The sequence below is a fragment of the Amycolatopsis sp. NPDC051758 genome, assembly GCF_044453095.1.
Taxonomy (GTDB): Bacteria; Actinomycetota; Actinomycetes; order Mycobacteriales; family Pseudonocardiaceae; genus Amycolatopsis.
Map to the genome: position 1 here is coordinate 179,680 of NZ_JBITCJ010000011.1, position 22,289 is coordinate 201,968.

The window sequence follows — 22,289 nt, forward strand, 5'->3', positions numbered from 1 at the left end:
GTTCGGTGAGTGGCGGGGAGACGACGTTCAAAACGTGAACAGCAGGTCACCGGGGCACGACCGGCCGCCCCGGTGACCCGTGTGCGCATGACGGGCAGCGAGCGGCGTCAGCAGCTGCTCAACGTGGCGCGGGCGCTGTTCGCCGAAAAGGGTTTCGACGGCACGTCGATCGAAGAGATCGCGCACCGCGCCAACGTGTCGAAACCCGTGGTGTACGAGCACTTCGGCGGCAAAGAGGGCATCTACGCGGTGGTCGTCGACCGCGAAACGCAGCTGCTCCTCGAGCGGATGGTTTCGACGCTGCACGGCGGTCACCCCCGCGTGATGCTGGAGCAGGCGGCGACGGCCCTGCTGTCCTACGTCGAGGATTCCCACGACGGCTTCCGGATCCTGGTCCGCGACTCACCGGTGGCCAGCTCGACGGGCACGTTCTCGACGGTGCTGAACGACATCGCGAGCCAGGTGGAGCACATCCTGGCCCAGCAGTTCGCGGCCCGCGGGTACGACGAGAAGCTGGCGGCGCTGTACGCGCAGGCCTTGGTGGGCATGGTCGCGTTGACCGGCCAGTGGTGGCTCGACGCCCGCAAGCCGAAGCGCGACGAAGTGGCGGCGCACCTGGTGAACCTGGCTTGGAACGGCTTGTCGCACCTGGAAGACAAGCCGAAGCTGCGGCTCGGGTGAGCGTTTCCGTTGCGGGACCGAGTGTCACGCTGACCCTCGCGAACCTCGACCGGTCCCACGGCGACGTCGTGGTGTTCGAGGCGCGGGCCGAAGGCGTGGATCTGCTGGCTTCGATGTGGGTCGAAACCCTTTACGGCGACGCCATCGACAGTTTCGCGGCCGGATTGGCGCGGGATTTCCGCGGCTGGGACGGCACCCGCACCTGGAAGTCGTTCCGCGGCGAGCTCGAACTGCGCGCGACTCACACCGGGCGGGTGGTCGAGCTGGCGTGGACGCTCCACCACCCCGGGCCGGCCTGGGAGAGCCCGGGGTTCTGGGACTGCACCGTCCGGACGTTCGTCACGCCGGGCGAGGAGCTCCGCCGGTTCAGCGCGGACGTGGCGGAGTTCCTCGTCAGCTGAGCTGCCCGGCCTTGTGCAGGTGGTCGAAGATGAGCTTGTCCACCGCCGACACCTTCTCCCGGTCCGCGTAGCCCAGCCAGGTGATCTCCTCGATCTCGCTGCTCGCCTTCAGTGCCCCCGTGTAGGACGCCGTGAAGCACGTCATCCGGACGACGACGCCCGACGCCTTGCCGTCCGCCTGGGCTTCGAAGACCCCGGCCGGTTCGATCGACTCCGGCTTGATCTCGACGTCGACCTCTTCGCGGACCTCGCGAATCAACGTCTCGGCGTCGGACTCGCCGGGCTCGCGTTTGCCGCCGGGGAGGTAGTACACGTCTTTGCCGCGCGAGCGAGTGCTCAAGATCCGGCCATCGACGAGGTGGAGCCACGCGATCTTGTCGATCACGCCAGCCCCGCCAGCGCTTCTTCGGTCGTCACGACCGTGCCGAGCCGCGGGAAGATCTTCGTGATCGCGTTCTCGTGCGAGATGTCGGCGAGTGCGGTCATCGCGTCCGACACCGCGACCGTGGTGTAGCCGTGGTCCGCGGCCGCGCGCAGGGTGGATTCGACGCCGAACTCCGTTGCGATGCCGCCGAACAGCACCGTGCGCACACCCGCCCCGCGCAGGAACTCGTCGAGGTCGGTGTTCGCGAAGCCGCCGATGGTGTACTTCGTGACGATCTTGTCGTCCTGCGGGTCGAACACCAGCTCGTTGCCCGGCGGGTTGTCCGGCCGCGACACCTGCACGATGACGACGGGCGCGCCGGCCTTGCGGAAGGCGTCCCGCAGCCGCAGCGCGTTCGCGAGGACTTCTTCGCCGCTGTACGGCGTGGTCGGCAGGGCGACGATCCGCTCCTGCAGGTCGACGAGCACAAGTGCGGACGTGGCCGGGTCGATCTTGGTCATGTCCCGATCCTAGACACCGGCGCCGGAACCGGGTTGGAATGCCGGTCCCCGAACGCCAGGTCGGCGATGGCGCTCGGGGACCGGCGCGGTGCTGCCGCGGGAACGCTTTCTTCGGACCGCGTCCAACACTCGTCGGTGGCGGGCGAAAACCTTGGTGCACACCATGTTCCGCGATCGGCTCGCCACGCGACAGTGCTCACGGCACCGGCTGGGCGTGAAAAAACCACGCCCGGCAAGGGGTGCTACTTCCAGCGTGCGCTGTCAGGCCGGGGTGACCTTCAGCAGCTTGTCGTCCGTCCCGTCGGACGTCGTCACGTACAGCGCGCCATCAGGACCGCTGCGGACCGCGCGAAGCCGCCCGAACTGGTCGTCGAACTCCGGGGGCAGCGTGACGTCCAGGACCTTGCCCGCGGCGTCCAAGTGGTACAGCAGCAGCTTCTGGCCCTTGAGCGCCACCACGACCAGCGCGCCGTCGTTCGGGCCCCACTGGGCGCCGGTCAGGAACGCGTCGCCGCTGATCGCCTCGGTGATCTTGCCGGACGTCCACAGTGGACTCACCGCGTCCGGGAAGCGCTTGAGGTCGGTCATCGGCACGCTCTCGTCGTAACTCGAGTCGGTGCCGCCCTTCGACGGGTCCCAGCCGTAGTTCGCGCCCGGTTTCAGCAGGTTGACCTCGTCGTCGAACGTCGGCCCGTGCTCGGCGGTGATCACCTGGCCGCTGCCGGGACGGATCGCCACCCCCTGGACGTTGCGGTGCCCGTAGGTGTAGATCAGCCGTTCCTTCGGGTCCGACGACGTGATGAACGGGTTGTCCGGCAACGGGTTCCCGGTCTTCGCGTCCAGTCGCAGCACCTTGCCGCCGAGGGAGTGGCGGTCCTGCGCGATCGACGCGCGGGCCGTGTCGCCGGTGCCGACCAGCAGCGCGCCGTCCGGCGCGAACGTCGGGCGGCAGCCGGAGTGCCGGCCGCTCGGGTTCACCGGCAGCCCGGTCAGCAGATCCTTGACCTTCGTCGCGCTCCCGCCGTCTTCGGCCAGCTTCCAGGTGACCAGCCGGATGTCGACGGCCTTGCCGTCCTCCTTGTGGTCCTGGCAGGTGATGAACTCGCGGCTGGTCGCGAAGTCCGGGCTGACGACCATCCCCAGCAGCCCGCCTTCGCCCTGCACGAGGACGTCGGAGAAGTCGGCGCGGACCTCGGCCGCGCGCCCGTCGCGGACCAGCGCGAGCTTGCCCGGCCGCTGCGGCACCAGGATGCTGCCGTCGGGCAGGAAGCCGACGTCCCAGCCGTGCTGCAGGCCGGCGGTCACCGTCTCGACCTTGAACTTCCCGGACGCCGCCGCCGGGGTGGCCGCGGGCGGCACGCTCTGGACCGGCTCGCTCGCCGCCCCCGAACAGCCCGCGACCAGCAGGGACACCACACCGAGGAGACCCAGCACACACCGCATACGGTTCATCCTGCCATCAAGCGGTGAAATCGCCGTTCGCCGCCGCGCGCGTGAGGAACTCCAGGTCCGCGGCGCCGGGGATGTAGTGCCCGGTGCCCGGCACCAGGTCGACCGTGGCGCCGGCCGCTTCGAGACGCCGCTTGGTCGTCGCGGAGTCGACCATCGCGTCCTCCGCCCCGGCGACGGCGTACACCGGCATGGTCAGCCCGCTCAGGGCCGCGTCGCCGAAGACCGGGAACGGGCCGGTGCGGTACCGGTAGTTCGCGGACACGAGCAGCTGCTGCGCCACGATCGGCGACGACTCGGGCTCGCCGAGCACCCCTGCCACCGAACGACGACGGCCGCGTTCACCGAGCAGCGCCAGCAGTACGGCCTTGACGACGAACCCCTTCTTCATCGGGCCCAGGCCGATCGGGCACCGCAGTGCCAGCGCCGCGACGCGCTCCGGCCGCCGGGTTGCGTAGTCGAGGGCGAGCCAGCCACCGAACGACGAGGTCAGGAAGGCCGCGCGAGCCGCGCCGACGTGGTCCAGGACGGCGTCGAGCCACCCGGCGTACCGATCCGTGGTCAGCGGCGGCCGCGTCTCGGCGCTCAGCCCCGGCTCGCCGATGATGTCGACGGCGTACACGCGGAAGTGCTCGATCAGTGCCGGGAACCGGTGGGCCCACTCCGCGGAGTTGCTGCCGGAGCCGTGCAGCAGCACCAGCGGCGACGCCTCGGCCGGGCCGGCCGCGACGACGAACGTCTCGCCTTCGGGGGTCGGGATGCGCAGCTCGTCGTGAGGCCAGGCCTTCAGCGCTTCGAGGTAGCGCTCCCGCAGCAGGCGTGCGCCGGCTTCGGACTTGTATATCGTCATGCAAAATACCCTAACACTCCCTATCAACCGGATAGATAGGGAACTATTACGAACCTGGGCGCACCAGCCCGGACTCGTAGGCGAAAACGACCGCGTGCACCCGGTCGCGCAGCCGCAGCTTGCCGAGGATCCGCCCGACGTGCGTCTTCACCGTCGTCTCGCCGATGTACAGCTTCGCGGCGATCTCGCCGTTCGACAGCCCGCGCGCGATGAGCCCCAGCACGTCCTTCTCGCGTTCGGTGAGCACGTCGAGCTTCGCGGTGTCCACGGGATCGCGGTCGTCGGCGAGGTAGCGGTCGAGCAGCCGCCGCGTGACCGACGGCGAGACCATCGAGTCGCCGCGCAGCACCCCGCGGACCGCGACGAGCATCTCCTCCGACGGCGCGTCCTTCACCAGGAACCCGCTGGCCCCGGCACGCAGCGCGGCATACGCGTACTCGTCGAGGTCGAACGTCGTGATGATGAGGACACGCACGTCCGGCAGCTCGGCGCAGATCCGCCCGGTCGCCGCGACCCCGTCGAGCACCGGCATCCGGACGTCCATGAGCACCAGGTCCGGCCGCAGCTCGCGGGCCTTCGTGACGGCGTCCTCGCCGTTGACCGCCTCGCCCGCGACAACGAAGTCGTCCTGGCTTTCGATGATCATCCGCAGCCCGACGCGGACCAGCTCCTGGTCGTCGCAGAGCAGCACCCGGACGCTCACGGCCCGACCACCAGGCTCGCGTGCACCCGGTACCCGCCGTCCGGCGACGGGCCGGTCGCCAGCTCACCGTGGTACATCTCGACGCGCTGGCGCATCCCGGTCAGCCCGCGCCCGGACGACGGCAGCGCGGGCGCCGGGGCGGGTGCGGCGCGGCCGCCGGTGTTCGTCACCTCGATCCGGATCTCGGGCGGCTCGAAGGCGACGCTGACGCGGCCGGTCGCGTCGGCCGGGGCGTGCTTGATCATGTTGGTCAGTGCCTCCTGGACGATCCGGTACGCCTGCAGGGCGGCGCTCGCGGGCAGGCCGTCGAGGTCACCGCCGACCTCGAGGGTGATGTCCCGCCCGGACTGTTCGACGAGCTCACGCAGTTCGGCGACGGTCGGCTGCGGGCTGCGTGCCTCCTGGCCCGCGTGCAGGACTTCGAGGAGCCGCCGCAGCTCCGCGAGCGCGTCGCGGCCGGTGCGGCCGATGGTGTCGAGCGTGCGGTCGACAACGGCGGGGTCGCGGTGCCGGGCGAGCTTCGCGCCTTCGGCGTTCAACACGATCACGCTCATGCTGTGCGCGAGCACGTCGTGCAGCTCGCGCGCGATCCTCGTGCGTTCCTCGGCGGCGGCCGCGCGGGTCTGGGCGTCGGCGCGTTTCGCTTCCTCGGCGGTGAGCTGTTCCTTGGTGCGGAAGAACTCCCCGAGCGCCCACGCGGCGATGTGCAGCGGTAGCACGCCGAGGACGGCGAAGGTCGGGTTCTGGGTGAACGCGCCCCAGGTGAACCCCCACATGAAGTCCAGCACGAAGACACCCGCGGCGATCAGCGCGCCGAACCGCCGGTCACCCCGCGCGACCAGCGTGAACAGGACGACCGCCATGGCCAGCTCGGTGCGGCCGCGGTCGTAGGCCCAGATCTGGTTCGTGTACACCGCTGTCGCCCCGGCGATGATCAGCACGGCGACGGTCCGCGGGAACCGGCGGCGCACCAGCAGGGGGAGCAGGAACAGCATCGGGATCGCCCGGACCGTCCACGCGTCTTCGCCGGCCCAGTTGGGCGCGAGGAAGATGAACACGGCGTACAGCGGCAGGTCCACCGTCCACCGGTGCCTGCGCACCCACACCACGAGTCGTTCCACGCACCGAACGTAACGCGGAGACCGGTCCCGTGGCGTCATCCCGGCGGGCCGTTCCGGTCCTCCCCCGGGAGGACGAACCCCGGCCGAGCCGGCGGATTCGCGGCCACCCCGGCGGTTCCTAGCGTCGGGGTCATGTCGATCACCAGGGAATTTCTCCGCCACCCGATGCTGACGGGCGCGATCGCGCCGAGCTCACCACGGCTGGCCGGGACGATGACCGCGGGCCTCGGCCTGGAACGCGCGACGTCCGTCGTCGAGCTCGGGCCGGGCACCGGCGTGTTCACCGAAGCGGTCCTCGCGCTGCTTCGCCCCGAAGCACGGCTGACCGCCTTCGAGATCAACCCGCGTTTCGCGTCCTCGCTTCGCGCCCGGTTTCCGCAGGTGGACGTCGTCACCGGCTCCGCGGAGAGGCTGCCTGTCGAAGACGTGGACGTCGTCGTCTCGGGGCTGCCGTGGACGGCCATGACCGCGGACCGGCAGCGCCGCATCCTCGACGCGGTCACCGCGGCGCTGGCGCCGAACGGCCGGTTCACGACTTTCGCCTACGCCCACGCCGCTTGGACACCGCCCGCGCGTCGCTTCGCCGCTTCGCTGCGAAGCCGTTTCGCGGTCGTGGAGCGCACTTCGGTCGTCTGGGGGAACCTGCCGCCCGCGTTCGTCTACCGCGCGGCGCTGCCGGTGGCGGTGGGGAGGACCCGGCATGGACAGCCTGCTACGGCCACTGCTTGACGCGCCTCCGGCGGTCGTCTACCTGGTTTGCGCGCTGCTGATCACGGCGGAAACCGCGCTGCTGCCGGGAATCGTACTGCCGACGCTGTCGGCGTTGCTGCTGATGGGGTTCCTCGCCGAGCGGGGCACGCTCCACCCCGGACTCGCGCTGGCGGTGGCCGTGCTCGCCGCCGTCCTCGGCGACCAGCTCGCGTACCTCGAAGGACGGCGTTGGGGACGCCGGCTCGCCCGCCGCGTCGGCCAGGAACGCTGGGATCGCGCGGAAGCGGCGGTCGCGCGGTACGGCGTCCCCGCGGTGATCGCCGGACGCTGCCTGGTCGGCGTCCGGACGGTGATGCCACGTGTCGCGGGCTCGGCCGCGATGCCGTACCGCCGGTTCGTGGCGGGCAGCGTAGGGGCGGCGGTGCTGTGGGCGAGCGCGGAACTGCTGGTGGGTCACCTGACGGCGGCGGTGGTCTGAAGCCGTTCCGCCGTTTCGGCGTCCGCGGGCAGGAACGTCTCCAGCTTCAGCTCCGACACCGTGACGTCCGCCGCGGTCGCGAACGTCGTGATCGCCGTGATCAGCCGCAGCTCACCGACCGAAGTGGACAGTCGGACCGGCACCGCGAACCCCAGGTGCTCCGGACCCGGCGCGGTGGCGGGCGGCAGGTAACCCTCCAGCTCGGTGAGCTGGCGCGCGAGCCGCTCGTCCGGGGTGCGGGCCAGGTCGTTGCGGATGCGCTCCAGGATGTGCCGCGCCCAGTCGTCGAGGTTGCGCACGCGCGGCGCCATGCCCTGCGGGTGCAACGCGACCCGCAGCGTGTCGACCGGCTCCTCGAGGAGCTCCGGCGCGACGCCCTCGGTGAGCAGCGAAAACGCGTCGTTCTGCGCGACCAGCACGCCGTAGCGGTCGACGACGATCGCGGGGTAGGGGCGGTGGCCGTCGAGCAGCCGCCGCAGGCCGTCGAGCACCGGCTTGATCGCCGGGTCGTCGAGCCGCGTTTCGGGGTACGACGGCGCAAAACCGGCGGCGAAGAGCAGGCCGTTGCGCTCGCGCAGCGGCAGTTCGAGCGACTCGGCGACGCGCAGCACCATCCCGCGGCCGGGGAGCGAGCGCCCGCTCTCCATGAAGCTCACGTGCCGTTGGGTCGTCCCGGCCCGTAAGGCCAGGTCGAGCTGGCTGAGATGCCGCCGCGTGCGCCAGTCCTTCAGCGCGGTTCCGAAGTTCACGCGCCCATCATCTCGGCCCGTGCCATTCCCCGCGAGGAATTGAGCGCATACCCCGCGGCGGCGAGGCTGGCGGCATGACGAACTACGGCCTGGTCGTGCCGACCTACCAGCCCATCCTCGACGCCGGGCGGACCGCGCCCGAGCTGGTCGACACCGCCGTCTCCGCCGAAGAGCTCGGCCTCGACTCGGTCTGGGTGGGCGACACCCTCGCGCGCGCTCCGCTGGACACCTTCACGGTGCTGTCGGCGTTCGCCGCCCGGACTTCGCGCGTGACGCTGGGGACCGCGGCGCTGCTCCCGGCGTTGCGGGACCCGGTTCTCTCGGCGAACCAGCTGCTTTCCCTCGACCTGCTCAGCGGTGGCCGGCTCACGGTGGCGGTCGGCGCGGGGTTCGCCGGGCGGAGCGAGCCGGAGTTCGCGTTCGTGGGCGTGCCGTGGGCCCGGCGGCGGGCGCGCCTCGACGACATCGTGGGCCTCTGGCGAGCGGCGTGGAACGGCGAGTCGTCTTTCCACGGCGAGGTGCTGCACTACGACTCGCTGCCCTCCTATCCCGCGCCTTCACGGCCGGGCGGCCCACCGGTGTGGCTGGCGGCGTACACCCCGGGAGCGCTGGAGCGTGTCGGCCGCCTCTACGACGGCTGGCTCCCGTACCCGCCGGATCCGGCGGACTACGCGTCGGGGCTGGCGCAGATCCGGCCGTCGCGCCCGATGACGCCGGCGTTGTTCGCGACGGTCCTGGTGGAGGACGACGTGGATCTCGGGCGTGCCCTGCTGGAGGAGTACTGCCGGCGCAACTACGGCATGCCCGCGGACTTCGTCCAGCGCATCCAGATGCAGGTCACGGGCTCGGCGGCCGAGGTCGCGGCGCGGCTGCGCGCGTACGAAGGGGCGGAGCACGTGCTGCTGCGGATTGCGAGCACGGACCCGAAGGTCTTCGACGAGCAGCTCCCGCGGCTCGCGGAGGTGGTCAAGCTGCTCCGCTCTTGACGGCTTGCCAGCGCATGGGCCGTGGCCAGCCGTGATCGGAAACCTGTCGGGGGTGGCACGTAGGCTGGGACCGTGACCGACGCTCCATTGTCCGGACTCCTCACCGCCACCCTTCCCGACCCGGCCCTGCGTGGCGTGGTCGAGCGCGCCGGTGCGCCGCTGCTCGAACTGCAGGGGCCGATCGCCGCGCGGCAGCTCGTCGCGGCCGCCCTCGCGAGTGACGAAGGTGCGGCCAGGCCCGTCCTCGCCGTCACCGCCACCGGCCGCGAAGCCGACGAGCTGACCGCGTCACTCGGCGCCTTCCTGGGCAAGGACAGAGTCGCGGACTTCCCCTCCTGGGAGACCCTGCCGCACGAGCGGCTCTCGCCACGCGCCGACACCGTCGGCCGCCGGCTCGAGGTGCTGCACCGGCTCAAGACCGGTGACGACGACCTCCGCGTGGTCGTCGCGACCGTCCGCAGCCTGATCCAGCCGATGGCCCCCGGCCTGGGCTCGCTGAAGCCGATCGACCTCGTCGTCGGCGAGGAGCAGCCGTTCGAGGAGCTCCTCGAACGGCTCGTCGAGCTGGCCTACACCCGTGTCGACATGGTCGAGAAGCGCGGCGAGTTCGCCGTCCGCGGCGGCATCCTCGACCTCTTCGGGCCGACCGCGCAGCACCCCGTCCGCGTCGAGTTCTGGGGTGACGAGGTCAGCGAGATCCGCGCGTTCGCCGTCTCCGACCAGCGGTCGCTGCCCGGTGAGATCCCGCGGGTCACCGCGCCGCCGTGCCGGGAGCTGCTGCTCACCGAGGCCGTCCGGGGGAACGCCGCGGAGCTGGCGAAGACCTACGAAGCGGACGCCCACCTGTCCGAGATGCTCACCAAGCTGGCCGACGGCATCCCCGTCGAAGGCATGGAGGCGCTCATCCCGGTCCTCTGCGAAGGCGAGCTGGAGCTGCTCACCGACGCGATGCCGGTCGGCGCCCACGTGCTGCTCACCGACCCGGAGAAGATCCGCGCCCGCGCCGCCGACCTGGTCCGCACCGGCCAGGAGTTCCTCGAAGCGTCCTGGACGACGGCCGCCGCGGGCGGCCTGGCCCCGATCGACCTCGGCTCGTCGGCCTACCGCGGCCTCGACGAGATCGCCTCCCACGCCCAGGACACCAAGCGCGCCTGGTGGACGCTCACCCAGCTGACCAGCGAAGACCCCGACGTCTACCGCGTCTCGGTCGAGGCCGCCCCGGCCTACCGCGGCGAGCTCGAACGCGCGACGGCGGACCTGCGCGCGCACACCGCGTCGGGCGGCACGGCGGTGCTCGTCGTCGCCGGGCACGGCACCGCGGCTCGCGCGGTCGAGCAGTTCTCGGCCGCCGACGTCCCGGCCGCGCTGGCGGGCGACGGCCTGAAGAGCGCGCCGGCGCCGGGCCTCGTCACGGTCACCTGCGGCGGCCTCACCGACGGTTTCGTCTCACCGGAGCGCGCCCTCGTCGTGCTCACCGAGTCGGACCTGACCGGCCGCGGCTCCGGCGCCGGAACGTCCACAAAGGACCTCACCACCAAGATGCCGTCCCGGCGGCGCAACGCCGTCGATCCGCTGGCGCTCAAGAACGGCGACTACGTCGTCCACGAGCAGCACGGCATCGGCCGGTTCGTCGAGATGGTGCAGCGCACGGTCGCCGGCGCCACCCGCGAGTACCTGCTGCTGGAGTACGGCTCTTCCAAACGCGGCCACCCGGGTGACCGGCTGTTCGTGCCGACCGACCAGCTCGACGAGGTGTCCAAGTACGTCGGCGGCGAGCTGCCCACGCTCAACAAGCTCGGCGGCTCCGACTGGAAGAACACCAAGGCCAGGGCCAAGAAGGCGGTCAAGGAGATCGCCGCCGAGCTGGTGCAGCTGTACGCCGCGCGCCAGGCCGCGCCCGGGCACGCGTTCGGCCCGGACACGCCGTGGCAGGGTGAGCTCGAGGACGCCTTCCCGTTCACCGAAACCAACGACCAGCTCGCCGCGATCGACGAGGTCAAGGCCGACATGGAACGCGGCGTCCCGATGGACCGCGTCATCTGCGGCGACGTCGGCTACGGCAAGACGGAGATCGCCGTCCGCGCGGCGTTCAAGGCGGTGCAGGACGGCAAGCAGGTCGCCGTGCTCGTCCCGACGACGCTGCTCGCCCAGCAGCACCTCAACACGTTCCACGAGCGCATGCGGTCGTTCCCGGTGACGATCAAGGGCCTGTCCCGGTTCACGAACAAGACCGAGTCGGACATCATTCTGGAGCAGCTCGCCGCCGGCGAGGTCGACATCGTGATCGGCACGCACCGCTTGCTGCAGACGGGCATCCGGTACAAGGACCTCGGCCTCGTGATCGTCGACGAGGAGCAGCGTTTCGGGGTGGAGCACAAGGAACACATCAAGGCCCTGCGCACGCACGTCGACGTCCTGACGATGTCGGCGACGCCGATCCCGCGGACGCTGGAGATGTCGCTGGCCGGCATCCGCGAGATGTCGACGATCCTCACCCCGCCCGAGGACCGGCACCCGATCCTGACCTACGTCGGCTCGTACGACGACAAGCAGGTCGGCGCGGCGATCCGCCGCGAGCTGCTGCGCGACGGCCAGGTCTTCTACGTCCACAACCGCGTCTCCTCGATCGAGAAGGCCGCGCGGCACATCCGGGAGCTGGTGCCGGAGGCGCGCGTGGTCACCGCGCACGGGCAGATGAACGAGGACAAGCTCGAGAAGATCATCCAGGGCTTCTGGGAGAACGAGTACGACGTCCTCGTCTGCACCACGATCGTCGAGACCGGCCTGGACATCTCGAACGCCAACACGCTGCTCGTCGAGCGTGGTGACTTGCTCGGGTTGGCGCAGCTGCACCAGTTGAGGGGCCGGGTCGGGCGAGGGCGCGAGCGCGGGTACGCGTACTTCCTGTACCCGCCGGAAGCGCCGTTGACGGAGACCGCGCACGACCGGCTGGCGACGATCGCCCAGAACACCGAGCTCGGCGCGGGCATGGCGGTCGCGATGAAGGACCTGGAGATCCGCGGCGCGGGCAACATCCTCGGCGCGGAGCAGTCCGGGCACATCGCGGGTGTCGGGTTCGACCTGTACGTGCGGTTGGTCGGCGAAGCGGTCGACGCGTTCCGGAGGCATGCGGGCGCCGAGCCGGCGGAGGACGAGGAGATGGCCGACGTCCGCGTCGACCTCCCGATCGACGCCCACATCCCCCACGACTACGTCCCGGGGGAGCGGCTGCGGCTGGAGGCGTACCGCAAGATCGCGGCGGCGCCGGACACCGAGGGCCTGGACGCGGTGCGCGAAGAGCTCATCGACCGTTACGGCCAGCCGCCGGCGCCGGTCAACCGGCTGCTGGCGGTGGCGAAGTTCCGGCACACGTGCCGCGAGGCGGGCGTGACGGAGGTGGCGGTCCAGGGCAACACCATCCGGTTCGCGCCGCTGCCGCTCGCCGATTCGCAGATGGTCCGGCTGAAGCGGCTGTACCCGAAGGCGACGTTCAAGGCCGTGACGAACACGGTCTCGGTCCCGAAGCCCACGGAGGGTCCGGCGGGCGGCCGCATCGGCGCGCCGACCTTGCGGGACGACGAGCTGCTGGACTGGTGCACGAAGCTCTTGAACCAGCTGACGAAGAAACCGGCGGCGGTGTAAAGAGGGCTGGACACCCTGCGCCACTTCGGGGGAACTTCCGTTGTGGCGCCGGGGTTTCCTGTCCCGGTGGCCCTACGTTCGCCCCATGAACATCCGCAGCAGGCAGCTGGGTGAGCGGCTGCTCCAGCGCATGACGGAGAAGCACTGGGGCGTCCGCGAGATGTCGCGGCGGCTGGAGATGAGCGCCCAGTGGGTCTCATCGGTGACGCGCGGCCTGCATCGGCCGGACCCGGTGCACTTGGCGCGGTTCCTGACGGTGCTCGGGGTCAGGGGAGCGGAATACCGTGAGCTGATGGCGCTGGGTGACGAGATGCGCAAGCCCGGCCTCCTCGAACGCTCCGACGACATCCGAACTCTGATCAGTCACGAAGAACACGCCACCGCCATCTCGGTCTTCCAGGCGAATGTGGTGCCGGGGCTGCTGCAAACCGGTGACTATGCCCGGAGCCTGGCGATCGAGATGGGTAACCAGCCCGAACCCGACAGGCTCGATGTGCAGGTCTTCGCCCGGCTGTCCCGGCAGGCGATCCTCACGCGGCCGGGCGTGCGATTCCGGTTCTTCCTGCACGAATTCGTGCTCCGCCTCCCGGTCGGCCGCTCTCGCGTGATGAGCGGCCAGCTCCGGCAGCTGATTCGGTTGTCCGCCCAGGAGAACGTGGTCATCCGCATCGTTCCGGCGAGCTTGGGCGGCCATCCCGCCTCGGCTGGGCACTTCCAGCTGATGGAATCGGACTCGTACCAGCCGGTCGTCTGCATCGAAAGCGAAACGACATCGATCTACCTGGAAGAACCACGCGAGATCGAGGCATACCGGCGCGTGTTGGGCGGCCTGGAAAACGGTGCCCTCGATGAGGCAAACTCGCGAGAGTTCGTTGCCGAACTCTCATCGGAGGTACAGGACGATGCCGGAAGCGTGGCGCAAAAGCACCCATAGCAGCCAGGGCGACTGTGTCGAGGTGTCCACCGGCCCCGAAGTCCTCATCCGGGACACCAAAGACCGCGAAGGCGGCACCCTCGCCGTCTCCGCCGCTCCTTGGCGCGAACTCCTCAGCCGACTTCGCTGAACATCGGCGGCATCGGCTCCGCCAGCCCCATCCGCACCTGCTCCACCGGCACCGGAACCGCCCCGGCGTCCGCCATCGGCAACGGCCGCGGCTTGCGCGGCTTCCGCGCCCCGGCGCCACCACCGCGCCCCGGGTACACGAGCAACCCCCGGGCCGGATCGGGCACGGCGTCCAAAGCCGCCGTCACGACCGGAAGTGCGCGAAACGCGTCGCGGCTTTCCTCGGACTTGAACTCGATCTCCAGCACCACGCCCCAGCGGTGTTCGTGCCACACCCACTGCTCGGCGCCGTTCGTCAATGCTGCTTCGGTCAGTGCGTCACCGCGGGCGAGGCGCCACAACGTAGCCGTGGACTCGCCATCGAAGACCTCGATGGTCAGCCAGTGGTCCATGCCGTCGACGTTACGCCCGGCGACACCGCACGGGTGTTGCGTTTCGGGTGCGATGGTGTGAGAGGGTATGCGCTGTGATGCGGATCATGGGGCGCCCTCGCGCGCTGGTCGCGGTTGTTGCCGGTGCTCTTCTGCTCGCCGGGTGCGGGTCCGGTCCCAGTCAGGTCGGCGCCGCCGCGATCGTCGGCGACCGGGCGATCTCCATCGACCAGGTGCAGAACCTGATCACCAAAGCCGTCCGGGAACAGCCGTACGCGCAGAAGCTGGCGAGTGAGCACAAGCTCGAGCTGCTCGGCCGCGCGATCGTCAGCCAGCTCGTTGTGCATGAGCTGCTCACCCAGGCCGCGGAGAAGGCGGGCATCTCGCCGAACTACGGGCAGATCGACGCCCAGCTGGCGAAGGATCCCCTCACCGGACCGGTTCCGGCGGACGCGAGCAACGAAGCCCAGGCCGTCGGCCAGGTCGTCGCCCGCACGCGTGACCACCGTGAAGAACTGACCGACACGTTCCTCGCGCAGGCCCTCGCCGACAAGGCCGCCCCGAACCTGTCGGTCACGTTCGACTACACGTCGATCGGCTCGATGCCGGACTCCACCACCGGCGCCACGCCGGAGGGCCCCGCCGCCAAGCAGGCGGCCTTCGACCTGGCCCGGCAGTTCGCCGCCGACCCGGCGGCCATCACCAAGCGTGTCGGCGCCGACGTCCAGTACGAGGCGTCGCTGCGGCAGCAGGCGGCCCAGCAGGGCCAGAACGTCGACTCCATCCCGCCGCTCACCGGCGCCAACGAGGTGCTGCCCGCGTCGCAGGCCGGCACGCTCGCGGCCACCCCGCTCTACGGTTCGCCGGTCGGCACCGTCACGGTCTTCCCCTACCCGCAGCGCGAGGGCACCTGGTTCGTCGGGGTGGTCCGGCAGCGCGTGGACAACAAGCCGGTCGCCACCGAGCAGGCGCCGGAGCTCGACGCCGCCACGAAGACCGCGATCGGCATGCGGCAGCTGCAGCCGCTGTTCGACGAGCTCGGTGCGCGTGTCAACAAGCGGTACGGCGTGTGGGATGTTGTGAGCATGAACGTCGTGCCGAACTTGGACAACGCGCAGGGCCTCGTGCTGCCCTCGGGTGGTTCCAGCCCCAAGCAGCAGTGACCACGGGCGTCGTTGTGGTCGTCCGCGGGGCGACACTGCCCGGCGCGGCGCTGAAGATCCTTCGTGACTCCACCGCGGTCTACGCGGCCACGGACGTCGACCCCGCCACGTTCGGCGTCCCGGCCATCACCGAGGCGCCCTCGCTGGTGGACGTCGTGCTGCTCGCCGGGTCGCGGGACGAGCCCGCGGCGTCGCTGCTCATCGCGACCGGCGCGGAGGTCATCGAGACGCCGGTGCCGCCCCTGGTCGAGGCCGCCGACGTGATGGACCGGCTCCGCTCACCGGGCGGCTGCCCGTGGGACGCGGTCCAGACGCACGATTCGCTCCGGCAGTACCTGGTCGAGGAGACCTACGAGCTGCTCGACGCCATCGAGGAAGGCGACCGCGAGGCGCTGCGCGAGGAACTCGGCGACGTCCTGCTGCAGGTGCTCTTCCACTCCCGCGTCGCCGCCGAGGACGCCGAGGATCCCTTCAGCATCGACGACGTCGCCGCCGCGCTCGTGAAGAAGCTGGTCGGCCGGCACCCGCACGTCTTCGCCGACGCCGACCGGGTGCACACGGTCGAGCACCAGAACCTCAAGTGGGAAGAGCTGAAGCAGCAGGAGAAGCAGCGCAAGTCCATTGTGGACGGCGTCGCGCTCGGCCAGCCCGCGGTCGCGCTGGCCGGCAAGCTCGGCCAGCGTTCCGGGCGCGCGGGCATCCCGCTCGACCTCTTCCCGCCCGGCTCCGGCACGGCGCCGCAGCTGTTCCGCATCGCGGCCACGGCCCGCCGCGCGGGCGTCGACCCCGAGGGCGAGCTGCGGGCGCTGGCGAAGCAGTTCGCGAAGGACGTCCAGGCTGCCGAGCAGGCCGCCCGCGACGCCGGGCTGGAGCCGACGACCCTCGAGGCCGACGGCTGGCGGAAGTTCTGGCCCTCCCGCGCCTGACCTCCGAGCGGCCGCCGGGTGTGACGCAGCACACAATCGAGTGAGAACCGTTTCCGCACTTCCGGCGTCTTGCCTGGTGTGAGACAGAAGCCACTGGAGGACGCCGACGAGGAGCACCTCGTCCGGCGCACGGCCAAGGGCGACCGCGCGGCGTTCGAGGAGCTCTACCGCCGCACGTCGCCCTGGCTCGTCGTGCGCCTGCGCCGCCGGTGCGCGGACGAGCAGGTCGTCGCCGAGGTCATGCAGGAGACGTACCTGGCCGTCTGGCGCGCGGCGGGCTCCTTCGCGGGCGCCGCGACCGGCGGCACCGCGGTCGGCTGGATGTGGACGATCGCCGCGCGCCGGCTGGTCGACGCGTTCCGGCGCCGGGCGCACCACGCGCAACCGCCGCTGGCCGTCGCGATGGCGCTGGACGTCGCGCCGGTGCCGGCGGCGGAAGACCAGGCGCTGGCCGCGACGGTGGGTGACGAAGTCGGTGACGCGCTGCGCGACCTCGCGCCCGAGCTGCGGGCGGTGCTGCAGGCGATGGTGCTCGACGGGCTGACCGTCCGCGAGACCGCCGTCCTGCTCGGACTGCCGGAAGGAACCGTCAAGACCCGCGCCCGCCGGGCGCGGATCGCGATGCGGGAGGCACTGTCATGACCCATGCGTCGGACGAGCTCATCGCCGGCTACGTGGCGGGCGACGCGCTCCCGGGAGACCAGCTGTGGGGGCTCGAATCCCACCTCGAGACGTGCCCGGTGTGCCGGGCGCGGCTGGCCGAGGTGGCGCCCGTCCAGCCGATGGTGGACATCGTCTGGGCGCGGCTCGGCGTCGAGGTCGAGCTGTCGGGCGTCCCGTTCCACGGGCCGCCCGCGCCGGCACCGGCCCCGGCCCCCTACCGGAGCCGGCGGCGGTGGCTCGACACCTGGGTCACCCCGGTGATGCTGCCGTGGCTGGGGATGATCGTGCTGGTCACGCTGCTCGCGGCGGTGCTCGACCACATCGGGAGCGCACTGCTGGACGTGACGGTGGTGCAGCTGCTCGCGCCGGTGCTGCCGGTGCTCGGTGTCGCCGCGTCGTGGGCGCGGGGGCTGGATCCGGCGTACGAAGTCGTCGTCGCGACGCCGCGGGCCGGGCTGTACCTGATCGCGCGGCGGACGCTGGCCGTGCTGCTCGTCGTCCTGCCGGTGCTCGGCGTCGCCGGGTGGCTGACCGGCACGGCCCTCGCGCTCTGGCTGCTGCCGAGCCTGGCCTTCACCACGGGGACGCTCGCGCTGGGCGGGCTGATCGGCGTCACCCGGGCGGCGTACGTGCTGGTCGCGGTGTGGGTCGCGGGACTGGTGCTGCCCACCGTGCTGGCCCACGAGCAAACGTTTGCGTTCAGCACCGGCGCGCTGCCGGTGTGGGCGGGGATCTTCGCGCTGACGACGGTGGTCGTCGCCCTGCACAAGGGCGCGTTCACCCGGCTCAGCCCGCGTAACTAGGGAGGAAGACATGCGTGCTGTCGGGGCCGCCGAGGTCGCGCCCACCACCTACGCCTGGGAAATCCAGGCCGAAGGGCTGAAGGTGCGGGTGGGCCGGCGGAAAATGGCCGTGGACGGGCTGGACCTGTCGCTCGGCAAGGGGGTGCACGGCTTGCTCGGGCCCAACGGCGCGGGCAAGACGACGCTGATCCGGGCACTGGCGACGGTGCTCCGGCCGGCGGAAGGCAGGCTGTCGCTGCTCGGTGCGCAGGCCGGGGGGCACACCGGGCAGCGCGGCCTGCGCCGGCGGATCGGCTACCTGCCGCAGAACTTCGGGTTCTACAAGCGGTTCACCGTCCGGGAGTTCGTCGAGTACATCGCGTGGCTCAAGGAGATGTCCAAAGAGGACATCCCGGGTGCGGTGCAGCGCGCGATCGAGCGGGTGGGCCTCGCCGACCGCGCGGACGACCGGATGAAAACACTCTCGGGCGGCATGGTGCGGCGGGTCGGGATCGCGCAGGCGATCGTCAACGACCCGGACATCCTGCTGCTGGACGAGCCGACCGCCGGGCTCGACCCGGCGCAGCGTGTGCGGTTCCGCGAACTGGTGCAGGAGCTCGGCCAAGACTCGTGTGTGCTGATCTCGACGCACCTGGTCGAGGACGTCGGCACGGCGTGCTCCGACGTCGTCCTGTTCGCCGAGGGCAAGCTGGTGTTCCAGGGGACACCGCAGGAGCTGGCCGCGGCCGGCACGGCGGCGCACGTGGGCGACAGCCCGATCGAGCGCGGCTACTCGGCGCTGCTGAACCACGAGCCGGGCAAGGGGGCCTGGTGATGATCCTGCGCACCGAACTCCGGCGCTCGATCGCGCCCTGGGCCGGACTGGCGCTGCTCGTGGTGGCGCTCGGCTTCCTGTTCCTGCTGTCCGGGCCGTGGTGGAAGACACCCGCGCCGTGGACGGGCAACACGACGACCACCGCGCTGTGGCTGCGGTTCCTGCTGGTGTTCCTGTGGCCGATCGCGGTCGGGGCCGGGGCGATCCAGGGCATGCGCGACAGCCGGTCCGGCATGGTCGAGCTGTTGTCCACGACGTCGCGGCCGGGCTGGCACCGGGCGCTCAGGCTGGCCGGCGCGGTGGGGGCGCTGGCCGCGCTCGGGTTCCTGCTGGTGTTCGGTGTGGGCCTGGTCATGGTGCTCGTGAACGGCGGGTTCGTGTCCGTGACCTTCCTGCCGGTCATGCTCGTCGGCCTGCTCGCCGTCGTGGCGGGGAGCTGGGTCGGCCTGGCGGTCGGGCGGCTGCTGCCGCACCCGCTGACCGCGCCGGCGCTGGCCGTGCTGACGCTGGTGGGGTCGATCTTGGCCTGGATGTCAGTCGAAGCCGGCGTGCTGGGGGTGTCCTACCACCGGTTCGGGTTGCTGACGCCGGTCCTCGGGCAGCCGCGTGGCTCGCTGGTGACCACGCCGGCTTCGGTGGACCTCGGCCAGACGGTGTGGTTCGTCGGGCTCGCCGTGACGGGATTCCTGCTGCTGGCGGCGAACTCCGCGCGGGCCCGGCTGCTCGGCCTGCTGCCGCTGGTGGCCGGCGCGGCGATCGCGCTGCCGGTCTTCCCGGCGTCCGCCGACGGGCTCCTGGCCCCCGACGGCATCGCCGCCCGGCAGGTCTGCGACGGCCCGATCTGCGTCAGCCGGGCGCACGAGGACAGGCTGGCCGCGTTGGCCGGGCCGGGTCGTGAAGCACTGGCGATGCTGGCGAAGCTGCCCGGCGCGCCGACCCGGGTCGAGGAGCAGACGGGGTCGCACTCCTTCGTCAACCCGCCCGCCCGCGACGCCGGCGTCGCTTACCTGGACTTCCAGCTCAACGAGGCCCTGCTCACAGCGGACGCGGCCACCTTGCGGGAAGCGGTGCTGGCCGGGGCCGGCCTGCCCACGTGCGACCAGCCGTACGGCGCCAGCCTCGCCGACATCGGCGGCCGGATGATCGCGGCGGCCTACTTCACCGGCGAGCTGAAGCCGTTGCCCGAGTACGGCACGAGGTGGGTCACCCGCCAAGACGGTCAGGTCGAAGAGGCGTGGGCGAAGTTCCGCGCGCTGCCGGCCGAGGTCCAGTTCTCGCGGATCGTCGCGCTGCGCCGGGTGTTGCTGACCTGCCAGGGCGACCCGCTCGACACCCTGGTGCCGGGGGCGATGCGATGAGGTGGGCGACGCTCTACGCGCGTTCGCGCCAGGTCCCGGCAGCGTTCTCGGCCCTGGTGCCGGCCACAGCCGGCCTGTGGTTCCTGACGCGCGGCTCGTGGTCCCCGATCCCGGTGATGCTGACCCTGACGGCAGGCATCGCGGTGGCCGCGATCGGCCTCAGCGGCCAGGACCCGGACCTCGACCGCACCGCGGCGATCCCGTGGCCGATCCGCCGGTTCGCGCACCTGGCCCTGATCGGCCTCACCGCCGGAGGCGCGGTGCTGGCAGTCCAGGAACTGGGCACGCCGACTGTCGACATATCGATCATCCTGCGCGACGCGGCGGGGCTGCTGGGCCTGGCCGGCCTGGCAGCAACAATCGCGGGCGGCCAGTTCGGCTGGACGCTCCCACTGCTCTGGGCCGCGATAACGCCGTTCGTCCAGGACGACGGCTCGACGACGAGCCACATCGTGGGCTGGATGCTCCAGCCGCCGGGATCAGCGACAGCCACCTGGACGGCGCTGGCACTTGCAGTCTCGGGCACCGCGGCCTACACGGCTTGGGGCGGCCGCCGGTAGCGCCAGGGTGCCGTGGGGTCGGCTCAGCCGGATCCTGCGGCACGGCATGGAGGAGGGGACCGCCGGGCACCGCGGCGGCAGCCTGGACGGCGGTGGTGCCGGCCGCCCCGGGCACCGCGGCCGCTACGGCCTGGGCGGCCGCGACCAGTGTCGCGCGTCGCAAGTTGTTTGATGTTCGGGCCGAGCACCCCAATGTGGCGTTCGGTGCGTCCAACGCAACCAACGCCACATTGGGGCGCAACCCAGGGCACCGCGGCGGCTACGGCCTGGGGCGGCCGCCACGTTCGCGCATGGTTCCCGGCTCGGCTCAACCGGAACCCGCGGCCCGGCGTGAAGGGGGTGACCGCCCCGCACCGCGGCGGCGGCCGGACCGGAGGAAGCCATGTTACGTGTGCTTTTCGACGTCGAAGACCTCGCTCGCACCCGGTTCGCCGCGGTCGGTGACCAGCTTGCCTGGGTGCGGGCGGGGCTCGGCGACCTGCTGAACGCGCTGCACCCGCGGATCCGGTGGCAGGCGCCCGTGCTGGAGATCCGGGACCTTCCGGACGGCACCGTCCGGCTCGGTGGCCGTGGGCTGCTCGTCGACGCCGCCGCGCGCCGGCTTCGGTTCGTTTCCGGGGCCGCTCAGCCGGTGCTCTACTGCCCGGTTGTCGCCCCGGCGAGCGCACGGCCGGACTCCGCGCTGGGCGAGGTGCTGGGCCGCACCCGGGCGGAGATCCTCCGGCTCCTCGGGGACGGCGAACGGTCGACGGCCGAGCTGGCGGGGGCGGCGCGGATCAGTCCGTCGCGGGCCTCCCAGTGCGCCGCCGCCCTTCGTGCGGCCGGGCTGGTCGCCACGCGGCGGACCGGGCGTTCCGTGCGTCACGGCCTCACCGGACGGGGCCGGCGCATGCTGGGCTGATCGTCCACAGTGGAGCCATTTCGGCATGGGCGAAACCCCGGACCACCCGGGGGAACCCGCGGTTAGGGTCACCGCGGGCCGGCAGGGTGCCGGGAGTGGGGAGAAACTTTCATGCGGGTCATCAGGTCTTTGGTCGCCATGGGCGCGGTCGCGGCGGCGATGTTCGGCGCGACGGGCGTCGCCGACGCGGCGACGACGACGGCGTGGCGGATCGAGTACGGCGCGAGCGTGACGGCGGGCACCATCTCGTGGACCGACGGGCGTTCGGCCTCCGTCGACGGCAATGTCCACGCGGTCAGCGGATACCGCGAGACCTGCGTCTGGGGTGTGAACGGCACCAGCACGACCGAGGTCGCGTGTTACGGGGCCAACCCCGGGAAGGACCACCCGTTCTACCACCTGCTGACCATCAACAAGGTCGGTGGTGTGCAGCTCATCCACATCAGCTTCTACGACGAGTTCAACCACAAGCTCGGCCAGCGTGGCTGCACGCGGAGCGGGTGCGTGGCCGAGTGACCCGGCGGGCCGCCACGGGAACGCCCAGGGTCCCGTGGTGGCCTCGCCGAAGGACCTCAGACGTCGCGGATGTTCGTCTCCAGCTCCAGCGGCTCCCGGTCCCAGTCCTCCACCCCGAACGCGAGGATCCGCGCGGGGTGGATCCGGATCACGGCGTCGTCGAAGTGGTTGTCCGGGAGGTTGACCTCGGTCAGCGCCTCGGCGCGGCCGCGGATCTCCAGGCACCGCACCCGCCACGGGTTCATGGAGGGCAGGTCGTCGACGACGAACGCGACCTGGTCGTCGGTCGCCAGGTTGCGGAACTTCTTGCTGCCGCGCAGGTTGTGGCCGGTGACGTCGATGGTCTTCTCGTCCGGGTTGTACCGGAAGCCGACCGGGTTGACCTGCAGGGTTCCGTTCGGCTGCCGGGTCGCCAGCCGGCCCAGCGGCTGGGCGTCGAGGTACGCGAGCTCTGCTTCGGTGAACATGCTCCCAGCTTTCAACTTCAAGGGAGCT

Annotated in this window: 27 protein-coding genes; 18 read left to right on the forward strand and 9 right to left on the reverse strand. The window is 71.3% G+C overall.

Annotated elements, in window-relative coordinates; translation table 11 throughout:
* Window positions 1-87 precede the first annotated feature (87 nt).
* Both ACIA5G_RS40820 and ACIA5G_RS40825 read left to right on the forward strand, forming a co-directional pair.
* Window positions 88-681, forward strand: coding sequence for a TetR family transcriptional regulator (locus ACIA5G_RS40820; RefSeq protein ID WP_395933374.1), 594 nt, complete (start codon window positions 88-90; stop codon window positions 679-681).
* Entirely contained in the window at window positions 678-1,082 is a 405-nt protein-coding gene (locus ACIA5G_RS40825; RefSeq protein WP_395933376.1) for a DUF6228 family protein, read from the forward strand. Before ACIA5G_RS40820 ends, ACIA5G_RS40825 begins: the two co-directional genes overlap by 4 nt.
* Here the strand turns inward: ACIA5G_RS40825 and ACIA5G_RS40830 are convergent.
* The 6 genes from ACIA5G_RS40830 to ACIA5G_RS40855 all read right to left on the reverse strand — a co-directional run bounded on the left by ACIA5G_RS40830 (window position 1,075) and on the right by ACIA5G_RS40855 (window position 6,090).
* A complete protein-coding gene (locus ACIA5G_RS40830) occupies window positions 1,075-1,467 on the reverse strand; it encodes an NUDIX domain-containing protein (RefSeq protein ID WP_395933378.1) in 393 nt (130 codons plus the stop codon). The genes ACIA5G_RS40825 and ACIA5G_RS40830 overlap by 8 nt on opposite strands.
* On the reverse strand, window positions 1,464-1,967 hold the full coding sequence (locus ACIA5G_RS40835) for an isochorismatase family protein (protein ID WP_395933380.1): 504 nt from the start codon (window positions 1,965-1,967) through the stop codon (window positions 1,464-1,466). The genes ACIA5G_RS40830 and ACIA5G_RS40835 overlap by 4 nt, the downstream gene beginning before the upstream one ends.
* A gap of 261 nt (window positions 1,968-2,228) precedes the next feature.
* Complete coding sequence (locus ACIA5G_RS40840) at window positions 2,229-3,410, reverse strand: PQQ-dependent sugar dehydrogenase (protein WP_395933801.1); 1,182 nt, start codon at window positions 3,408-3,410, stop codon at window positions 2,229-2,231.
* 16 nt (window positions 3,411-3,426) lie between these two features.
* Window positions 3,427-4,266, reverse strand: a complete 840-nt coding sequence (locus tag ACIA5G_RS40845) for an alpha/beta fold hydrolase (RefSeq protein WP_395933382.1) — start codon at window positions 4,264-4,266, stop codon at window positions 3,427-3,429.
* A 46-nt stretch (window positions 4,267-4,312) separates the two neighbouring features.
* Window positions 4,313-4,969, reverse strand: coding sequence for a response regulator (locus tag ACIA5G_RS40850; RefSeq protein WP_395933384.1), 657 nt, complete (start codon window positions 4,967-4,969; stop codon window positions 4,313-4,315).
* On the reverse strand, window positions 4,966-6,090 hold the full coding sequence (locus ACIA5G_RS40855; protein ID WP_395933386.1) for a sensor histidine kinase: 1,125 nt from the start codon (window positions 6,088-6,090) through the stop codon (window positions 4,966-4,968). The genes ACIA5G_RS40850 and ACIA5G_RS40855 overlap by 4 nt, the downstream gene beginning before the upstream one ends.
* Window positions 6,091-6,222: 132 nt before the next feature.
* On the opposite strand from ACIA5G_RS40855, the gene ACIA5G_RS40860 reads away from it, so the two are divergent.
* Window positions 6,223-6,819 carry a class I SAM-dependent methyltransferase gene (locus tag ACIA5G_RS40860; RefSeq protein ID WP_395933388.1) on the forward strand — a complete coding sequence of 199 codons (597 nt, stop codon included), beginning with the start codon at window positions 6,223-6,225 and terminating at the stop codon, window positions 6,817-6,819.
* Window positions 6,791-7,279 carry a DedA family protein gene (locus ACIA5G_RS40865; protein ID WP_395933390.1) on the forward strand — a complete coding sequence of 163 codons (489 nt, stop codon included), beginning with the start codon at window positions 6,791-6,793 and terminating at the stop codon, window positions 7,277-7,279. The genes ACIA5G_RS40860 and ACIA5G_RS40865 overlap by 29 nt, the downstream gene beginning before the upstream one ends.
* On the opposite strand, the gene ACIA5G_RS40870 is transcribed toward ACIA5G_RS40865, so the two are convergent.
* Complete coding sequence (locus tag ACIA5G_RS40870; protein WP_395933392.1) at window positions 7,255-8,028, reverse strand: helix-turn-helix domain-containing protein; 774 nt, start codon at window positions 8,026-8,028, stop codon at window positions 7,255-7,257. The genes ACIA5G_RS40865 and ACIA5G_RS40870 overlap by 25 nt on opposite strands.
* 74 nt (window positions 8,029-8,102) lie before the next feature.
* On the opposite strand from ACIA5G_RS40870, the gene ACIA5G_RS40875 reads away from it, so the two are divergent.
* The 4 genes from ACIA5G_RS40875 to ACIA5G_RS40890 all read left to right on the forward strand — a co-directional run bounded on the left by ACIA5G_RS40875 (window position 8,103) and on the right by ACIA5G_RS40890 (window position 13,720).
* Window positions 8,103-9,014 (forward strand): LLM class flavin-dependent oxidoreductase, encoded by a 912-nt coding sequence (locus ACIA5G_RS40875; RefSeq protein WP_395933394.1) that lies wholly within the window; start codon window positions 8,103-8,105, stop codon window positions 9,012-9,014.
* Window positions 9,015-9,101: 87 nt separating this feature from the next.
* Window positions 9,102-12,656 (forward strand): transcription-repair coupling factor, encoded by a 3,555-nt coding sequence (mfd, locus tag ACIA5G_RS40880; RefSeq protein WP_395933803.1) that lies wholly within the window; start codon window positions 9,102-9,104, stop codon window positions 12,654-12,656.
* A gap of 85 nt (window positions 12,657-12,741) precedes the next feature.
* Window positions 12,742-13,590 carry a helix-turn-helix domain-containing protein gene (locus ACIA5G_RS40885; RefSeq protein ID WP_395933396.1) on the forward strand — a complete coding sequence of 283 codons (849 nt, stop codon included), beginning with the start codon at window positions 12,742-12,744 and terminating at the stop codon, window positions 13,588-13,590.
* On the forward strand, window positions 13,559-13,720 hold the full coding sequence (locus tag ACIA5G_RS40890; protein WP_395933398.1) for a DUF397 domain-containing protein: 162 nt from the start codon (window positions 13,559-13,561) through the stop codon (window positions 13,718-13,720). Before ACIA5G_RS40885 ends, ACIA5G_RS40890 begins: the two co-directional genes overlap by 32 nt.
* Here the strand turns inward: ACIA5G_RS40890 and ACIA5G_RS40895 are convergent.
* The gene (locus ACIA5G_RS40895; protein WP_395933400.1) at window positions 13,704-14,111 is read right to left on the reverse strand and encodes a hypothetical protein; all 408 of its coding nucleotides are present in this window, start codon (window positions 14,109-14,111) and stop codon (window positions 13,704-13,706) included. The two genes, ACIA5G_RS40890 and ACIA5G_RS40895, sit on opposite strands and share 17 nt — an antisense overlap.
* Window positions 14,112-14,197: 86 nt before the next feature.
* Here ACIA5G_RS40895 and ACIA5G_RS40900 point away from each other — a divergent pair, with 86 nt between their 5' ends.
* From ACIA5G_RS40900 to ACIA5G_RS40945, 10 genes are all read left to right on the forward strand, one after another.
* The gene (locus ACIA5G_RS40900; protein ID WP_395933402.1) at window positions 14,198-15,253 is read left to right on the forward strand and encodes a SurA N-terminal domain-containing protein; all 1,056 of its coding nucleotides are present in this window, start codon (window positions 14,198-14,200) and stop codon (window positions 15,251-15,253) included.
* Window positions 15,250-16,179, forward strand: coding sequence for a MazG family protein (locus tag ACIA5G_RS40905; RefSeq protein WP_395933404.1), 930 nt, complete (start codon window positions 15,250-15,252; stop codon window positions 16,177-16,179). The genes ACIA5G_RS40900 and ACIA5G_RS40905 overlap by 4 nt, the downstream gene beginning before the upstream one ends.
* Before the next feature lie 78 nt (window positions 16,180-16,257).
* A complete protein-coding gene (locus ACIA5G_RS40910; protein ID WP_395933406.1) occupies window positions 16,258-16,821 on the forward strand; it encodes an RNA polymerase sigma factor in 564 nt (187 codons plus the stop codon).
* Window positions 16,818-17,645, forward strand: a complete 828-nt coding sequence (locus ACIA5G_RS40915) for a zf-HC2 domain-containing protein (RefSeq protein ID WP_395933408.1) — start codon at window positions 16,818-16,820, stop codon at window positions 17,643-17,645. Before ACIA5G_RS40910 ends, ACIA5G_RS40915 begins: the two co-directional genes overlap by 4 nt.
* A 10-nt stretch (window positions 17,646-17,655) precedes the next feature.
* Window positions 17,656-18,459 carry an ABC transporter ATP-binding protein gene (locus tag ACIA5G_RS40920; protein WP_395933410.1) on the forward strand — a complete coding sequence of 268 codons (804 nt, stop codon included), beginning with the start codon at window positions 17,656-17,658 and terminating at the stop codon, window positions 18,457-18,459.
* Window positions 18,459-19,817, forward strand: coding sequence for a hypothetical protein (locus tag ACIA5G_RS40925; protein WP_395933412.1), 1,359 nt, complete (start codon window positions 18,459-18,461; stop codon window positions 19,815-19,817). Before ACIA5G_RS40920 ends, ACIA5G_RS40925 begins: the two co-directional genes overlap by 1 nt.
* Entirely contained in the window at window positions 19,814-20,377 is a 564-nt protein-coding gene (locus tag ACIA5G_RS40930; RefSeq protein ID WP_395933414.1) for a hypothetical protein, read from the forward strand. The genes ACIA5G_RS40925 and ACIA5G_RS40930 overlap by 4 nt, the downstream gene beginning before the upstream one ends.
* A gap of 46 nt (window positions 20,378-20,423) precedes the next feature.
* Window positions 20,424-20,549 carry a hypothetical protein gene (locus ACIA5G_RS40935; RefSeq protein WP_395933416.1) on the forward strand — a complete coding sequence of 42 codons (126 nt, stop codon included), beginning with the start codon at window positions 20,424-20,426 and terminating at the stop codon, window positions 20,547-20,549.
* A gap of 210 nt (window positions 20,550-20,759) precedes the next feature.
* Window positions 20,760-21,278, forward strand: a complete 519-nt coding sequence (locus ACIA5G_RS40940) for an ArsR/SmtB family transcription factor (RefSeq protein WP_395933418.1) — start codon at window positions 20,760-20,762, stop codon at window positions 21,276-21,278.
* Between the two features lie 111 nt (window positions 21,279-21,389).
* Entirely contained in the window at window positions 21,390-21,794 is a 405-nt protein-coding gene (locus ACIA5G_RS40945; protein ID WP_395933420.1) for a hypothetical protein, read from the forward strand.
* 56 nt (window positions 21,795-21,850) lie between these two features.
* Here the strand turns inward: ACIA5G_RS40945 and ACIA5G_RS40950 are convergent, their stop codons facing one another.
* Window positions 21,851-22,261 carry a PPOX class F420-dependent oxidoreductase gene (locus ACIA5G_RS40950; protein ID WP_395933422.1) on the reverse strand — a complete coding sequence of 137 codons (411 nt, stop codon included), beginning with the start codon at window positions 22,259-22,261 and terminating at the stop codon, window positions 21,851-21,853.
* Window positions 22,262-22,289 lie beyond the last annotated feature (28 nt).

Excerpts from the sequence above, each read along its gene's own strand:
- ACIA5G_RS40820 (WP_395933374.1), top strand. The coding sequence starts at position 88 with ATGACGGGCAGCGAGCGGCGTCAGCAGCTGCTCAACGTGGCGCGGGCG.
- ACIA5G_RS40835 (WP_395933380.1), bottom strand. The coding sequence starts at position 1,967 with ATGACCAAGATCGACCCGGCCACGTCCGCACTTGTGCTCGTCGACCTG.
- ACIA5G_RS40840 (WP_395933801.1), bottom strand. The coding sequence starts at position 3,410 with ATGCGGTGTGTGCTGGGTCTCCTCGGTGTGGTGTCCCTGCTGGTCGCG.
- ACIA5G_RS40845 (WP_395933382.1), bottom strand. The coding sequence starts at position 4,266 with ATGACGATATACAAGTCCGAAGCCGGCGCACGCCTGCTGCGGGAGCGC.
- ACIA5G_RS40860 (WP_395933388.1), top strand. The coding sequence starts at position 6,223 with ATGTCGATCACCAGGGAATTTCTCCGCCACCCGATGCTGACGGGCGCG.
- ACIA5G_RS40865 (WP_395933390.1), top strand. The coding sequence starts at position 6,791 with ATGGACAGCCTGCTACGGCCACTGCTTGACGCGCCTCCGGCGGTCGTC.
- ACIA5G_RS40875 (WP_395933394.1), top strand. The coding sequence starts at position 8,103 with ATGACGAACTACGGCCTGGTCGTGCCGACCTACCAGCCCATCCTCGAC.
- ACIA5G_RS40885 (WP_395933396.1), top strand. The coding sequence starts at position 12,742 with ATGAACATCCGCAGCAGGCAGCTGGGTGAGCGGCTGCTCCAGCGCATG.
- ACIA5G_RS40890 (WP_395933398.1), top strand. The coding sequence starts at position 13,559 with ATGCCGGAAGCGTGGCGCAAAAGCACCCATAGCAGCCAGGGCGACTGT.
- ACIA5G_RS40895 (WP_395933400.1), bottom strand. The coding sequence starts at position 14,111 with ATGGACCACTGGCTGACCATCGAGGTCTTCGATGGCGAGTCCACGGCT.
- ACIA5G_RS40900 (WP_395933402.1), top strand. The coding sequence starts at position 14,198 with ATGGGGCGCCCTCGCGCGCTGGTCGCGGTTGTTGCCGGTGCTCTTCTG.
- ACIA5G_RS40915 (WP_395933408.1), top strand. The coding sequence starts at position 16,818 with ATGACCCATGCGTCGGACGAGCTCATCGCCGGCTACGTGGCGGGCGAC.
- ACIA5G_RS40920 (WP_395933410.1), top strand. The coding sequence starts at position 17,656 with ATGCGTGCTGTCGGGGCCGCCGAGGTCGCGCCCACCACCTACGCCTGG.
- ACIA5G_RS40925 (WP_395933412.1), top strand. The coding sequence starts at position 18,459 with ATGATCCTGCGCACCGAACTCCGGCGCTCGATCGCGCCCTGGGCCGGA.
- ACIA5G_RS40930 (WP_395933414.1), top strand. The coding sequence starts at position 19,814 with ATGAGGTGGGCGACGCTCTACGCGCGTTCGCGCCAGGTCCCGGCAGCG.
- ACIA5G_RS40935 (WP_395933416.1), top strand. The coding sequence starts at position 20,424 with ATGGAGGAGGGGACCGCCGGGCACCGCGGCGGCAGCCTGGACGGCGGT.
- ACIA5G_RS40940 (WP_395933418.1), top strand. The coding sequence starts at position 20,760 with ATGTTACGTGTGCTTTTCGACGTCGAAGACCTCGCTCGCACCCGGTTC.
- ACIA5G_RS40945 (WP_395933420.1), top strand. The coding sequence starts at position 21,390 with ATGCGGGTCATCAGGTCTTTGGTCGCCATGGGCGCGGTCGCGGCGGCG.
- ACIA5G_RS40950 (WP_395933422.1), bottom strand. The coding sequence starts at position 22,261 with ATGTTCACCGAAGCAGAGCTCGCGTACCTCGACGCCCAGCCGCTGGGC.